At 57.1% G+C, this 15,312-nt stretch carries 12 protein-coding genes; 8 read left to right on the forward strand and 4 right to left on the reverse strand.

The annotated features are described in order from the left end of the window. Positions 1-8: 8 nt before the first annotated feature. Complete coding sequence (locus LOY67_RS13430; RefSeq protein ID WP_265067629.1) at positions 9-683, reverse strand: TetR/AcrR family transcriptional regulator; 675 nt, start codon at positions 681-683, stop codon at positions 9-11. Between the two features lie 313 nt (positions 684-996). Here LOY67_RS13430 and LOY67_RS13435 point away from each other — a divergent pair, with 313 nt between their 5' ends. The 7 genes from LOY67_RS13435 (at position 997) to LOY67_RS13465 (ending at position 10,460) form a co-directional block, all read left to right on the forward strand. Then, complete coding sequence (locus LOY67_RS13435; RefSeq protein ID WP_265067630.1) at positions 997-2,550, forward strand: PucR family transcriptional regulator; 1,554 nt, start codon at positions 997-999, stop codon at positions 2,548-2,550. A gap of 308 nt (positions 2,551-2,858) precedes the next feature. Further along, a complete protein-coding gene (locus LOY67_RS13440; RefSeq protein WP_265067631.1) occupies positions 2,859-3,644 on the forward strand; it encodes an acetoacetate decarboxylase family protein in 786 nt (261 codons plus the stop codon). A 135-nt stretch (positions 3,645-3,779) separates the two neighbouring features. Continuing rightward, positions 3,780-5,027 (forward strand): MFS transporter, encoded by a 1,248-nt coding sequence (locus LOY67_RS13445; protein ID WP_265067632.1) that lies wholly within the window; start codon positions 3,780-3,782, stop codon positions 5,025-5,027. Between the two features lie 48 nt (positions 5,028-5,075). Then, positions 5,076-6,530 (forward strand): aldehyde dehydrogenase family protein, encoded by a 1,455-nt coding sequence (locus LOY67_RS13450; protein WP_265067633.1) that lies wholly within the window; start codon positions 5,076-5,078, stop codon positions 6,528-6,530. Positions 6,531-6,699: 169 nt separating this feature from the next. Next, the gene (locus tag LOY67_RS13455) at positions 6,700-8,169 is read left to right on the forward strand and encodes a purine-cytosine permease family protein (RefSeq protein WP_265067634.1); all 1,470 of its coding nucleotides are present in this window, start codon (positions 6,700-6,702) and stop codon (positions 8,167-8,169) included. Between the two features lie 48 nt (positions 8,170-8,217). Beyond that, complete coding sequence (locus LOY67_RS13460) at positions 8,218-9,618, forward strand: APC family permease (protein ID WP_265067635.1); 1,401 nt, start codon at positions 8,218-8,220, stop codon at positions 9,616-9,618. Between the two features lie 77 nt (positions 9,619-9,695). After that, the gene (locus LOY67_RS13465; protein ID WP_265067636.1) at positions 9,696-10,460 is read left to right on the forward strand and encodes an SDR family NAD(P)-dependent oxidoreductase; all 765 of its coding nucleotides are present in this window, start codon (positions 9,696-9,698) and stop codon (positions 10,458-10,460) included. A 131-nt stretch (positions 10,461-10,591) separates the two neighbouring features. Here the strand turns inward: LOY67_RS13465 and LOY67_RS13470 are convergent, their stop codons facing one another. Genes LOY67_RS13470 through LOY67_RS13480 form a run of 3 tightly spaced genes read right to left on the reverse strand, consistent with a single transcriptional unit; the run spans position 10,592 to position 13,978 of the window. Then, entirely contained in the window at positions 10,592-11,122 is a 531-nt protein-coding gene (locus LOY67_RS13470; protein ID WP_265067637.1) for a thioesterase family protein, read from the reverse strand. Beyond that, a complete protein-coding gene (locus LOY67_RS13475) occupies positions 11,122-12,798 on the reverse strand; it encodes an acetyl/propionyl/methylcrotonyl-CoA carboxylase subunit alpha (RefSeq protein WP_265067638.1) in 1,677 nt (558 codons plus the stop codon). Before LOY67_RS13475 ends, LOY67_RS13470 begins: the two co-directional genes overlap by 1 nt. A 19-nt stretch (positions 12,799-12,817) precedes the next feature. Continuing rightward, positions 12,818-13,978 (reverse strand): ABC transporter ATP-binding protein, encoded by a 1,161-nt coding sequence (locus LOY67_RS13480; RefSeq protein WP_265067639.1) that lies wholly within the window; start codon positions 13,976-13,978, stop codon positions 12,818-12,820. A gap of 228 nt (positions 13,979-14,206) precedes the next feature. On the opposite strand from LOY67_RS13480, the gene LOY67_RS13485 reads away from it, so the two are divergent. Continuing rightward, entirely contained in the window at positions 14,207-15,304 is a 1,098-nt protein-coding gene (locus tag LOY67_RS13485; RefSeq protein WP_265067640.1) for an extracellular solute-binding protein, read from the forward strand. The last annotated feature ends 8 nt before the right edge of the window (positions 15,305-15,312 follow it).

Here is a 15,312-nt window from a genome sequence, read left to right on the forward strand (position 1 = left end):
CCCGGCGTCTACACCTCGTCCGTGAGTAACATGGGGCGAGGTGGATTCATCAGCGTGTTGCTCCAGAGCGCTATCGAGGTATCGAGCATCTGTGCCCGGATCTCAGGGGTGAGGCTGGGTTGCCATTGGTAAAAGAAGTTACCTTCAATCATCGTTGCGATGAGCCCGCTGTAGGTATCGACAGCGTCCGGATTCAGTTGGGGATTGATCTCACGGACGAGGTACCTCAGGCCGGTCAGAAAATACTCGTACTGCTCGATCATGACCTCTTTGATGCGTTCATCCTGGGTCGCCAGTGCGCCCATCTGGAAAAACAACCTGCCCGTGTAATGATCCAGGGTCGCCGCCACATTTTCCCGAATCGCCAGGGCCAGCTTTTCCATAGGCGGCGTATGGCTGTCGGTGTAGATCTCCTGGAAGCGGAACACAAAAGACTCAAGTTTGGCCTTGATCATCTGCAAGCAAAGATTTTCGGTATTCCCGCAGTAATGCTGCAGGGTGCTCAGGCTGATGCCCATTTCCTTCGCCACCTTGCGGGCGGAAAACTCCGCGTAGCCGTCACGGATGAACACTTGCGCCGCCGCATCATTTATCTCTTCGATCTTTCTCGACCTTTTCTGAGTGCGGCCATATTTGACCTGGCTCTCTATCTCTTGGTCTTCGGTGGCAGCAGGCGAGGGCATATCTGATCCTATCCAGTCATCCATTTATCCCCGCTAGCCTACCTCGCCCACGGGGTGAGGCAAGCACATTCATGTCATGAATCTAAAATTAGGTCATACGACCTATGTTGGTGCTTTTCTACACAGTAATGGGCTATGATCTGGGTACATCTGACTCATCAAGGAAGAGCTCGCCAGCCTCTGCGGCTCACGATTGCCGCTGGCCGTGCGCCCATCAGCGCCATCGTTATTCATGGCAAGGTTATTGCGTTGGAAGACTTTCACCGGACCCGGCCCGCCGGGCCAGCCCTATCATTCACTCGATGTACTGACCATGCCCCTGACCTTGAACGATCTGATCCTGACGCCTGAACTGCGCACCCGTGTCATATGCGGTGCGCAGCGGTGCGACGAAACAGTGAGCTGGGCACACGTCTGCGAGCTCGCTGACCCATCCGAATGGCTGGGGAAGGGGGATTTGCTGATGACCACGGGCATTGGCATTCCGGCGGATCCAGGCGAGCAGCGGCTGTATGTCGAGCGCCTGCACGTCGGTGGGCTGGCAGGGCTGATGATTGGTGACAACATGCAGGCCCCTGCGGATATTGACGAACTGTTCGCGGCGGCCAAGGCGTTGGGTTTCCCGGTGTTGATGACCGAGTATGGTGTTCCGTTTTCAGCCGTTACCAAGGCGGTGGTGAATGCCTACAAGCAGTTGGAGAACAATCGGCGCAACGCCATCACCCACGTGTATGAGACCGCCCGCATCAGCATCCAGGGCTTGGGGCTGCCGGGGCTGCTCAAACGCCTGGAGGTCGACGTAGGAGCGGTGCTGCATCTGGTCGACCCACGCTCCTTGGACCCGTGGATGGCTGGATTGGCTGAGCTTCCTGCGCTCCATCGCGAGGCCATACTTCAACGCCCGAGAGCCGCCCACGGCACTCCCATTGTCCAGCGGTGTGCGGTGGCGGACGGTGAAACCGTGCTGGTGTCCGTGCCCTCTCACCGCGGTTGCCTGTTGGCTGCCCACAGTGCGCAAGCACTGGACTACGGTCTGCTGCATCACGTCGTTGCCGTTATCGGTATTGAACTCGAACGACTCAGGGTCGACCGGGAAACCAAGTTGCGCCAAGGGAGCGAACTGATCGACGACCTCCTGCACAAGCGTGTGCTGCCTCGGCAGGCAGAAGAACGGCTAGAGGCATGTGGTGCGGATGTTTCACGCTTGAGGCTCGCAGTCGCCCGTTTGGGCGCGCTGTCGATCGAGGAGATTGACGAGGCGCTGGTGCGGCATGGCATCGACCTCATATTAAGGGTGCAGGGCGAGGAGGTCTTTGCGCTGTTCTGGGCGGATGAAACTGTCCGCGACTTTCAGTCCAATCTGTTGATCAAAGTGGGCGTGAGCGATTTCCTTGAACATGTGGACGATTGTGCCAATGCGCTGCGCGAAGCACGCCTGGCGCTGGCCCATGCCACCGAGAATGGCCCGCTCAGTTTCTACTCGGACACTGGGGTGAATTCTCCCTGGCTGCCACAAAGCCTGCATGATGCAACCGAGGCGTTTCGCCGGGTCCTGGGACCGCTGACGGATTATGACGCTGCTCAAGGCGCCCAACTGTTGCACACCCTGCGTACGTTTCTGGAAAACAACCGATCCTGGATAAATACCGCTAACAAGCTGCATATACATAAACAGACATTGGTCTATCGAGTGCGCAGGATCGAGGAGATTACCGCCAGGTCTTTGGATTCGACGGATGACGTCGCCATATTATGGTTTGCGCTCAAGTCGGCGGATATCGCTGGCATTTCAAATCTATGCGCCGCGAGTACCGAGAAGGAACCCCATATCCGCAAGTTGCCCTCGGAGGTGCCTGACTCAAGATGAGTGAGTGTTTGTCTTGCAGATATCTTTATGCCAGCAGTGGGTAGGCTGTCGCGTATTTGTTGTAGTTCCAGCCCCTGAATAATAATGCCTGCGCTTTAATCGGCGGATGTATCGCTGTTCGTAATAAATGACATGGACGCGTCCGTGCCAACTTTGAAGCCTATACGATCATACAGCTGCTTTTTGCATTTTATTATGTTCGCACCATTGTTGGTGCACGGGTCGGTGAGCAACTCTAGTTACAGGGTTCGGGCTTGGGTCGTGAGTCCCGGACGCTATAACTAGACCACCGCACAAGGATAATAATCATGGGCTTTGTTAAAACTCCTGAAGAAGTAAAAGAAATCCAGGCTTTGCTGTCCAAGGGGCGCTTTACAGTAGAATCCGTTTCCATCGAATTCGAAACCACGTTTGAATTCTTGCGCTCAGTGCTGCCGCCATGCTTCGAACTCCCTGAAAAACCGATTGCAATCGCCAACGTCTCTCGCTGGCAGAGCGCCCTGTGCGGCGAGTTCGATTGTGGCGTTATCTACCTGAATTGCCGTTACAAGGAATTCACCGGCACGACCATGCTGACCCTCTTCGTCAGCGGTGACATGCCGGTCACGATCGGGCGCGAGATGTGGGGCGAGGGTAAAAAGCTGGCCTCGTCGCAATTGTATTTCGATGGTAACGATGCCTACGGCTACACCGAGCGCAACGGTGTACGCCTGATCGAAATCAACGCTGAGTTCGGCCCGGACCTGGGGCCACTCGATACCAGCAACTACGACTTTGAAATCAAGGCCCAACCTCACGTTACCGGTATCGGCTTGCAGAACGACGTCGTTCTCAACTGCATGAAGACCGAAGAGTCCTATCGCGTAACGCGCGTGGGCAAAGGCACCCTCAAGCTGACCGGCTCCACCATGGATCCGCTGGACACTATCCCGGTGGTGTCCGTCGGCGAAGCGTTCTATGCCGAAGGCGCCTCTTCCTGGACCGTGCCCTGGTTTGATGAATTGCCAAACCGCGATGCGTATGTGCCGTACATCTACGGCCAGAAGTACGACGATTTCCGTTTCTTTGCAAAACCAAAACGGTTCGCCGAGTAAGACTTTATTCAGCACTTCTCATAATAAAAAGCGAAGGACAGCAAGACGCTCAAGTGGATCCTTTGGGGCCGTGCCCCAAAGGATTGGCGTTCGACCTTGAGTGTCTCCCAACCCCTTCAGATAAAGGAGAAAACCATGTCTCGCTACAGTCCCGTCAATGACCAGGGAAAATGGCTGGCACTGTTCCTGTGCTTCCTCGCCACCGTCGCCATTTTCATACCTTATGTCGGTTATTCCACCCAGATCGTCACTATGATGACCGATCTGAACATGACTTATACGATGGTGGGTACGCTGGCTTCGGCTTCTGCAGTGGCCGGCGGGATCATCCTTCCATTTGCCGGCATTCTGGTGGACCGCTGGGGTGCCAAGAAGATCACCGTCCTGGGTCTGCTCATTTCCGCAATCGGGCAGGTCGCCTTCGCCTACGTTCCTTCATTCGAAGCGATGTTGATGTCTCGCATCTTTCTCGGTGCCGGCATTCCGCTGTTGTTCATTGGGCCTTACACCCTCGCGCTGCGCTGGTTCGAGCAGTCCGGCAAAACCGGCGTGGCCATGGGCGCCATGCTGGCAACGGACGGGATAGGCACATTGCTCGCCCTCTATGCCTATTCCCATGTGCTGAATGCCTATGGATGGCGTGACGGTTCGGCCCTGGGGGCCATCGCGTTGGTGGTGACGATGCTCATCAGCCTGTTCTTCCTGAAGGAACCCAAGCATTTCGCGACACCTGCGACTCAGGCCGAGGTCGGCAAGTCATCTGTCATCCGGGACTTCATGGCGGCCCTGACTCACCGCAACGTGCTGGTTGCCGCGGTATTTCTGGTGGGCGTCTGGGGTTCCTACGCGGTGGCCATCTATTGGGTCCCGACCATCCTCATGGAAGAAAACGGCTGGAGCGAGAGCGATGCCGGCCTGATCGGTGCCCTGTACCCACTGGTGGGCATGATTTGCGCGGTGACGTTCGGCTTGATGTCCGACCGGCTGGGCCGACGCAAACCCCTGATGCTGATTTCCGGCGTGGGCATGACGGTAGCGTTCTTCGGCTGTGCCGCGGCGCTGTCGATGAAAAATTACCCTTTGCTCGCCGCCATGCTGCCCATCTCTGGCCTGTTCGCTTATGGCGGTATCCCGCTGGCCTACTGCCTGGCAGCCGACTCGGTGGGCATCAAGCTGGCTGCCACCGCGAACGGCATCATCATGAGTCTGGGCTTTTTGCTCGGTGGCGTCGTGTACCCGATGGTCCTGGGTGTGATCAAGGACGTAACTGGGCAATACACCGACGGTTTCATCGCCGCATCCGTGTCGCTGGTCGTGTTGAACATCGTGGCCATTTTGTTTGCCCGTGAACATGTGGCCACTGCGCGCCCCGCATATTCGTAAATCGATATTCAAGTGCAATAAAACTTAGAAAAGAAGCAGGAGTTGAAGATGAACATTTATTACGATGGCAAGTTTGTACAAAGCCAAGGCGCCGCCATTCAAGTAGAGAACCCGGCGACGGAGGAGATATTTGCCGAAGTCGCCGAGGCAACCACCCGCGAACTGGATGCCGTCGTTGCTTCTGCCAAGTCTGCACAACGCAAATGGGCTCGCGTAGGAGCGGGCGAGCGCGCCGAACTGTTGCACACCTGCGCGGTTCGTCTCAGGGAACATGCACCGGAACTGGCGCGCCTGCTCACCCAGGAAAGTGGCAAGCCCTTGCGCGAAAGCCTCGATGAGGTCGAGTGGAGCGTCGATGCCTACCGCCATCTGGCCGAGGTCGCGCGTACCCAGGGCGGGCAGGTTGTCCAGCCAAACATGGCGGGCCAGATGAACCTGGTGTTGCGTGAGCCCCTGGGCGTCATCGTCAGCATCCTGCCATTCAACTTCCCGGTTCTGCTGATGACGTGGCAGGTGGCGGCGGCGTTGGCGGCAGGCAACACCTGCATCATCAAGCCTTCCGAAGTCACGCCGATGACCGCGCTGCTGTTGGCGAAGATTTTCGACCATTTGCCGCCCGGCATTTTCAACGTCGTGACCTGTGGCGCCAAGGGCTCTGCCTACCTGGTTTCACATCCTGACACGCACATGATCGCATTCACCGGTTCGGTGCCTACCGGTCAGAAAATCATGCAGGGCGCGACCGAGCGGATGAAGCCGTTGCTGCTGGAACTGGGCAGCTCCGATCCGTTCATTGTCCTGGATGATGCCGATTTCGATATGGCCGTGCAGGCCGCCACGTTTGCGGCGTTCTTGAACTGCGGCCAGGTGTGCACCGGCTCCGAGCGCTTCTTCATCCATGAAAAAATCTACGATGACTTCATGGAGGCGCTCGTCCAGTCGGTTTCCAGGCTGCGCATTGGTGATCCGATGGGCGATGTGGACATTGGTCCGCTGATCAACAAGGCCGCGCTCACTGGCGTCGAAGGCGGTCTGGCTCACCTGCAGAGCCTGGGCGCAAGAATCCGTCATGGCGGCAAGCGCGTTGATTTCCCACGGGGTCATTTCTTCCAGCCAACGATTGTTGAAATCACCGACCCGAACAAGCAGCAGCCGCGCCATGAACTGTTCGGGCCGCAGGCGACGTTCTGCAGGATCCGTTCGCTGGATGAGGCCATCGATCACGCCAACAACAGTGATTTCGGTCTGGGCTCGAGCATCTTCACGTCCAGCCTGGAATCGGCGATGCGTGCCGCCACCGAAATCGACAGCGGCCACGTATGGATCAACGACCCGTTGAAGGACAACGTTGCCGCGCCATTCGGCGGCAAGAAAATGTCGGGGCTGGGCCGAGAGCTTGGCCTGGACGGCATCAATGCCTTCACGGACGTGAAACACGTGCACATGCAGTTCAAGCCAAGCGTGCAGGGCTGGTGGTTTCCGTACACCCGCCCGGACATCTGAGTCAGCCACGTTTCATTAGGTGCTGTGCGGTGGGAGGAGGGCATCAAAGCCTTCCTTTCCTGCGCACGGGAGCTGCGCTGTTCCTGGCGTCTGGCGTAACTCCTTTCCCGCGTGAACTGACACTGACAACAAGAATTTATGCGCAAGCAAATCGCGGAGCGTTGGCATCATGAACAAGAATATCGGGACTGAGCGTGCGACCGGCCTTGAAAGCCGCGCGCCGCTGGTGGAGTCAAGATCCATCGATTATGTGCCCCTGAGTGAGCGGCATGGTCGTCTCGGCGACCAAGCCACCATCTGGTTCGCCGGCAGTGCCCAACTGCTCAGCCTGGCAACCGGTGCCATCGGGATTGCCCTTGGACTCAACCTGGCCTGGACCTTGATCGGCCTGGCCCTGGGTACCTTTCTTGGCACGCTGCCTGTCGCTGCGCACGCGAGCCAGGGCCCGCACCTGGGACTGCCGCAGATGGTGCAGACCCGACCTCAATTCGGTCGCTATGGCGCACTATTCATCTGGCTCGTGGCGGTGTTGGTCTATTGGGGCTACATCGTCTTGAACGTGAACCTGATGGGCGCCACGGCTGAACAATTGCAACTGAGTTCAGCGACAACCGGCGGCGTGGTATTGGGTTTGATATCGATTGCCGTGGCGATCTTCGGCTACAACCTGTTGCACGTGGGGCAACGCTACACGACCTTTGTCCTGGTCGTGGTGTTGCTGATCTACGTTGCGGGCCTTTTGTACGGCGGCCATCTTCCGGATGGCCTGTTCAGCCTGGCCGGCAGTTTCCAGTTCACCCCCTTTCTGATGGTCACCTCCGCCGCGTTGGCCTATCAACTGTCATGGGCGTTCTTTGTCTCTGACTATTCGCGCTACATGCCGCCCACCACCAGCCACCGATCCATTATTGCCTACACCGGCCTGGGTGCCGGGCTGGGCGTGTTCGGCATGGAAGCGGTCGGCGCCATGAGCGCCGCGCTGTACCCGAAAGAAGCCATTACCCTGGGTTTGCAGCTATCGGGCGATCTGGTCTATCCCGGCTTTGGTGCCGTCGTGCTGACGGTCGGTGGTATTGCACTGCTGATCTTCAATGGCATGTGCGCCTACGGCGGGGCGCTGACGTTGATCACTGCGCTGGACAGTGTGCTGCCGACGTCTCCCAGCAGAGCGCTGAGAATCAAGGCCATTGCGCTGATCGGGGTGACTGCGACAGTAGTCGGCGTTCTGTTGCCCGCAGACTTCCTGAATACCACCTTCTATACGGTCCTGGCGGTGTTGGCCTATCTGATGGCGCCTTGGACGGCGATCAACCTGGTGGACTATTTCATCGTCCGAAAAGGCCGGTACTCGGTCAGGGAAATCTTCAACGTGCGGGGCATCTATGGGAAGTGGAACTGGCGGGGTATCGCCGCTTATGTCCTGTCTTTCCTGGCGATGATTCCGTTCATGTACCTGTCGTTCTACCAAGGCCCCATCGCCCGCTATTTCGGCGGCGTCGACTACGCCTTTTTCGTCGGCATCCCTGTTGGCGCGATGCTCTATTGGCTGTTCTGTTTGAACCTGGACCTGAAGACAGAGTTTGAAGTGATCAGCAACGCCGACGACAACCTTGACCGCGATGCCGCTCCGATCGTTTAGCCACACAACGGGCGTCAGCCCAGGCGTTTACCTAACGGGATAATAATAATGACTCAGGCAAATACTTCTTTTGGCACTGGCGACCCCGTGATCGGGGAGAGCCTGCCCGGCACTGAACAGAAGGTATCGTTAACCCGCGTAACCCTTCTGGGACTCTCCGGACAGCAGCTGGGACCTAGCGCCGCAATCGCGGCAGGCTCGATGCCCCTGTATGCAGGCAATGCCTCATGGCTGGCGATGGCGCTCGCGTTGCTGGCCGCACTTTGCATGACGGCAGCGGTAAACGTGTTCGCCCGCAAATACGTGGTGACCGGCTCGCTGTTGTCCTATGTGGGGATCTCCCTGGGACGGGTACCTCAACGCGTGGTTGCGGCCTCCTATCTGGTGGGGTTCCTGGTGGTCTGCGCGGCGCTGTCCGCTTGCTTCGTGACGTTCAGCAGCAGCTTCCTGCACAGCGTCGGCGTGACGTTTGCGCTGTCAGGCTGGTTCCAGGCCGCGACGGCCATCCTCATCTCGATCCTGGCCGGCGTCTTGACCTGGCGGGGGCTGGACGCTTCGATTTCGATCACGGCCTGGTTGTCGTTTCTCCCGGTGCCGTTGCTCGCCATCGTGACCGTCATGGCCGCGTCGAAAACCGGAATAGACCTGCAAGCGCAGCTGACTTTGCAGGGAACATCCCTGTCGAGCCTGGCCGAGGGAACTATTGTCGCGTTGGCCTATTTCGTGGGCTGCGATGCCCTGGCAGCGCTCGCGGCCGAAACGGACGACCCGAAAAAGAATGTACCGCTGTTGCTGCGCAACGTGTTGCTGATCACCGGGCTGGCATTCGTCGCCATCCTGGTTTTGAGTGCGCCCTTGATGGGGCAAAACCTTGAAGCGCTGGGTAACGGCGAGTCACCCACGCAAATCCTGGCCACGGCCGCCGGCATGGAGTTCCTGCAACTGCCCATCGACTTCCTGTTGGGCGCCGCTACGTTCGCAAGCCTCGTAGCCTTCATGAACTACGGCAGCCGGGTGTTTGCGACGGCATCGGTCGACCGCTTCATCCCGCAGATTTTCTCCAGGATCCATCCCCGGTTCGGTTCACCTACCGGTTCAACGGTGCTGATGACGCTGGCGGCTGCCTGCATTCCTGTCGCCTTGCAGCTTCTGGCTGCAACGCCGCCGCTGCAATCGACCGCCTATTTGTCGACTCTCTATTCGCTGTTCTGGATTGCGCCTTACGTGCTGCTCGGCTTTGGCGCCATCAGGGAAATCAGGATCGACGGTCAATCCAGGCCGGGTACGGTCCTCGCCATCGGGCTGGGTGTCGCGGTGTTCATCGCATTGCTGATCTACAACTTCGCGGCCAATCCCGGCGGAGTGTTTGGCGCACTGCCTTACATCATGGTGCTGTTGACCGTCATGGCCTTTGTCGGCTTCACCGTGGTGGACGCCGTCAGAAAGTAGGTCTGCCCATAGGCTCCAGCGCCGGTGAGGTCTCTCACGTAACGCCTGGAGCCGCCGTTGGTTTCGAGGAGATGACGATGAGCCATTTTATTGCAGCGGTTCTGGTCACCGGCGCTGGTTCAGGAATCGGCCAAGCCACCGCTGCCGAGTTCGCGCGCCAGGGTTATTACGTGGTGGGTTGTGATGTTTCCGAGGCAGGTCTGGCTGGCACGGCAACGCTGATAGGGGCTGAAAAATTCCAGGGTCAGGTTGTGGATGTACGCGATGAAGCACAGGTACGCAGCGCGTTCGAACTCGTCGCAAAGCAGGGCATTCCTTTGCATGCCGTCGCCGCCTGCGCAGGTGTTGCGCGCACGGGGTTGGTGCATGACCTGGAGCAGGAAGAATGGGACTTCACCCTTGGCATCAATCTCACCGGAGTCTGGCTGACGGCGAAGTACGCGATGCCGATTTTCCTTGAACAGCGCAAGGGCGCCTTTGTTGCGGTCGGCTCGGATGCTTCGGTGCGGGGGGCTTCCGGGTATGCAGCTTACTGCGCCTCCAAACATGGCGTGCTGGGCCTGGTGCGCTGTCTGGCCCTGGACTACGGCTCATACGGTATTCGCTCGAACCTGGTGTGCCCGGGGTTCGTCCAGACACCTATGATGGACAGTTTGTTTGCTGAGGCTGAAGACCCGGTGGCCGAGATGCAGGCTTATGCGAAAGAGGTGCCGCTGGGCCGCTTTGCGCTGCCGTCGGAAGTGGCAAAGGCAATTTTCCACCTGGCTTCGGACGAGGCGTCGTACACCAATGGTGCGCTTTACTCCATTGATGGTGGCGCGACAGCGGGGCATTTCGGTTGATTCAGGTTACAGCAGGGAAACGCTGAGATGCCTTGCACCCGGTACCATCAATGGTATCGGGTGCAGGCCCAATGAAGGAGAGCAGTAGCAACCCCGTTTAGGCACGGAAGCGTCGAACCACCCCATCCAGTTCAGTTCATGATGTTGGCGTCTATGTTGATGAACGGAACACCGAGCCCTTTAGGTTGCAATGCCGGATGCAAACGTTCAAAGGCTTGCACAAGGGAATCATACATGGACGGTTCCATAGGCGTTACGCACCGTCGAGTGGTGTCCACATGCAGCATCATATGTTCACCGGTCGCTACGGTTATATTTCGATTGGTGTCGATGATGTATTGATACAAATGCAGCCTTGTATGATCAAACCCGATGATTTCCGAGAACACCACGAGCGGAGTGTCTTTTCGGCATTCCCTCAGGTTCCTCTGCTGCCCTTGCACGTTGAAAAAACTGTAGCCTTTGAGTCGGTATTCTTCGCTGAAACCAATCGCTCGCAAGAGAACTTCCCCTGCATCCGCCAACAACCTGTAGTACTGCCACTCCGTCATATGGCCGTTGTAGTCGATCCAGCTCTCAAGAACGGTGACCTCCAGGGTTTTTAGCGCGCTGCCTTGAGGAAGGTCGTCCTCGGCAGTCGCCAGGAAATTTTGGCGAGGCATCAGTCAACCCCCATGATGTCGGCATCCATTTCAATAAAAGCGCCTTTCTCAACGTTTATTTTGCTGATAACGCCAGAAACGTCAGAGAGAATGGATTGCTCCATCTTCATGGACTCCATGATTGCGACTACATCGCCTGCCTTGACCCATTCACCTTCGCTCACGCAAAGATCCATGATCATTCCTGAAAGGGGCGCCCGGATGCCTGCGCGATAGGTCGGCGTTTCCAGGGCGTCTTCTTCAATGGCGTCGACATTCATTGCTGCCTCTGCGGACACCAATCCTGGTGAGTCGTTTGCATCTTGTATCTGCCGGGCACTTTCAGACAGTCCAGCCAGTTCGGAATCGATCCATCGTGTATAGACCTTGAATTCTTCAGCCGTGGCAGCAATGAATTCTCCTCGTTCAAGGATTGCACGATGAAGGGGGACGATAGTCTTGATGCCCTCGGCGTGGAACTCGGCCAATGCCCGTCTGGCCCGTGCAATTGCCTCGGATCGGTCGCTACCCGTAATAATCAACTTGCCAATCAGGGAGTCGTAATAGGGCGGGATCGTATCGTTTTCCGCGTATCCAAAGTCGACGCGCACACCAGGTCCGGCCGGGAGATGCAGTGCTCTGATTTTGCCAGGGACGGGGCAAAAGCCAGACCATGGATCCTCGGCATTGATGCGAAACTCAATGGAGTGTCTGCAAATCGCGGGGGGGTTCAGGTCCAGCCGTTCACCTTCGGCAATTTTGAACATTTGGCGAATGATATCGACGCCGGTGATCTCCTCGGTAACCGGATGTTCTACCTGGACGCGGGTGTTCACTTCCAGGAAGTAGATGTTCCCGTCTGGAGTGACCAGAAACTCCACGGTCGCGGCGCCGCAATAACCAGCTTCCTTGAGAATGCCGATCGAGGCCACGGTAAGTTGGGAAACTTGCGCTTCACTCAAGAACGGGGCGGGGGCTTCCTCTACCAGTTTCTGCTGGCGACGTTGCAGCGTGCAGTCACGGGTAGAAAGTACAATCACGTTGCCGTGGCTATCGGCCAGGCACTGGGTCTCGACGTGCCGTGCATGTTCGGCATACCGCTCGATGAAACATTCGGGACGTCCGAATGCAAGGGTCGCCTCGCGCTGGGCCGCTGCCAGTTGGGTTTCTACTTCCAGGACGTCGCGAACAATCCGCATCCCGCGTCCGCCGCCGCCGTTCTGGGCTTTGATGATGGCTGGTAGGCCATGTTCCACGACAAAGGACCTGGCATTTTCCACGGTCAGGGAGCCGTCGTCGATTGAAGGGAGGAGCGGGGCACCGACTTTCTTAGCGATCCTGCGAGCTGCGACTTTATCGCCCAGCATCGAAATGGCTTGGGCCGATGGGCCGATCCAGATAAGACCTGCTGCCTCTACCGCAGCGGCGAACAATTCATTCTCGGAAAGGAAACCATATCCGGGGTGAATGGCATCTGCCCCGGACTTCATGGCGATATCCAGAACTGCCTGCTGATTCAGGTAAGTGTCCAGGGGCGAGGTGCCCTTGAGGATGTGTACTTCATCGGCCGCTCGCGCATGGAGGCCGGCGGCGTCTGCTTCTGAGGCAATAGCCACTGAGACATAGCCGGCGTCGCAACAAGCCCTGATGATCCGCAGGGCGATCTCACCGCGGTTGGCTATAAGAATTTTCTTCACAAGGTTCTCCGTCACTCAATCAGTTGTCTACAAGCACCGCTGCAGAATTTCTCCACGTGATCCAACAAGGCTGACCCGGTGGTGGGATCTGGGATTGGACGCACTCGACAAGAAGCTCACGGTGGTTCGGGCAGCTCACCGTGATGAGGCTACGGCTCCCAAGGAACAGCTGGCGTTTGATCGTCACGCTGACAGGCGTAGCAAACTCCGGGCTGGTATCGGATCGGGTCGAGAGCTGGATTTCCTCGGGGCGGATCACAACAGCGAGCCGGCCTTCGGGACCGTGTTCGACGACGGCAACCACGGGGATCGCACCTAACTCGGTGCTGGCCAAAACCGTACCGTCGTCCCGGCGATTCAGCGCGCCGACTTCGATGACATTTGCTTCTCCGAGGAACTTGGCGACAAAACGAGATCGTGGGCGGAAGTAAAGCTCCGTTGGGCTCGCGTATTGAAGGATCGAGCCCTGATCCATGATGGCGACCTTGTCCGAAAGGATGAACGCTTCTTCCTGGTCATGGGTGACGTAGACCGCAGTGATACCGGTGCGCTGCTGGACTTCACGAAGATCCTCCCCAAGTTGCTGGCGAAGACGTCTGTCCAGTGCCCCCATCGGTTCATCGAGCAGCAACAACGATGGGCGATAAGCCAGGGCACGGCCGATAGCAACACGTTGCTGTTGTCCGCCGCTGAGTTCGCCGACAGCGCGATCCGCTGCATGGGACAACTCGATGAGATCGAGTATTTCCTTGACGCGAGTCCTTCGGTCATTGATCTGCCACTTATGCACCCTGAGTGGGTATTCAATGTTCTCTGCGACGCTCATATGCGGGAAAAGCGCGTAGTTCTGGAACACAAATCCAATGTTGCGAGCCTGAACAGGCAGGTTCGTAACGTCCTTGCCGTCAATGAAAATACGACCCGAGGTGGGTGAGATAAGCCCGGCAATTGTCCGTAGCAAGGTGGTTTTTCCTGAGCCTGACGGCCCCAGAAGGGTGCAAAAGGCCCCCCCGGGAATTTCGAGGCTCGTCGCCTTCAAGCCGACATGACCATTGAGAAAGGTCAGGCCAACACCTTCCACCGTGATGCTGTTGGCGCGAGTGGCATCGTTTTCATGTCTAGGCCTGGCCTCCGTACTGGAAGCGAGAGTGCGCGGGAGCGCTGTCTGCGAGAGTGCCATTGAACATCTCCACTCAGGTTGGATTTCTATTTATTTTTGGACGCTCGTCATGCCAAAACGAGGATTTTTCCACTTTTGAGTTGCCTCTCAGTGCATTTTTTAACCTGCATTCACCTTTTATTCAAGACAGTCGTCATAAAAAGTTAAGGATTTGCTTGCTGGTCCGTTTTTTATTTGGTACACCTGTAATAGAAAAGCGCTCACCAACAAAACCAAGAGGGTCGCTCCATGCAACGGTTTCCCAAGTCGATTCAAACGCTTGTGCTTTCGACGCTTGCACTGTCGCCTGTCATGGCGTTTGCCGCTTCCAGCGGTGTGCTGCCAGAGAGCGTCCGCTCAAGCCTTTCCGGCACTCTCACCTGGCATGACGGGTCAGGTGGTGGCACCACCCGTGCTCGTGAAGAGACCCTCATCAAAGACTTCGTGACGGAGACAGGATTGAAGGTAAGAGGTGACTTCAACTCCGATATGACGAAATTTTTCGCAGCAATGGACGGCGGCGGCCGAGTGCCGTGGAGCATGATCGAGTTCCCGACCAAGGGCGATTTCCTGAAGGCGCGTGATGCCGGGTATCTGCAAAAGCTTGACCCGCGCTTTGTCGATACGTCGAAGCTGCGAGAAGGTTCGTACGACGAATATGGCGTGGATGTGATGCGCTATGGGATCGTGTTTACCTACAACACCGACAAGTTCAAGGGCGCAGAAGCTCCGACGGGTGTTCGCGATCTGTTTGATACCAAGCGTTTCCCTGGCAAGCGTTGCCTCTTTAAATATCCCCAGTTTGGTGGCGTCCTCGAGTCGGCGCTGATCGCCGATGGTGTCACTCCAGCTCAGTTGTACCCCATTGACGCTGACCGGGCTTTCAAGAAGCTTGATAGCATTAAGTCCGATATTGTTTGGTGGTCCAACGGGGACGACGCAATTCGGTTGATGTCGAGTGGAGAATGTTCAATGGGCATCGCCTGGAGCGGGCGCGTCTACGGTGCTGTAAAGCAGGATAAAGCGCCGCTTGCTATCAAATGGCAGGACTCTCTCTATGCGGAAGCCGTTTATGCGGTGCCTAAAGGCGCCCCAAATGCTGATGCTGGCCAAGCCATGATTGGCCATTGGATTCTCGATGTCGAAGGTCAGAAAGCCTTTGTCAAGAAAGCCACCTACACAACCGACGTCAAGGCGTTAGATAAGAATGCCTACGGTGAGGACATGACATCGTGGATTGTCGAAGGAGAGAATCAAAAAACTGCAATCCATGAAAATGCCGAATTTTACGCAAAAAATATTGCAAGCCTGGTTGAGCGTTTCAACCGCTGGATATCTTTAAAATAGAGAGTTAC

Source organism: Pseudomonas sp. B21-056 (assembly GCF_026016325.1).
Classification (GTDB): Bacteria; Pseudomonadota; Gammaproteobacteria; order Pseudomonadales; family Pseudomonadaceae; genus Aquipseudomonas.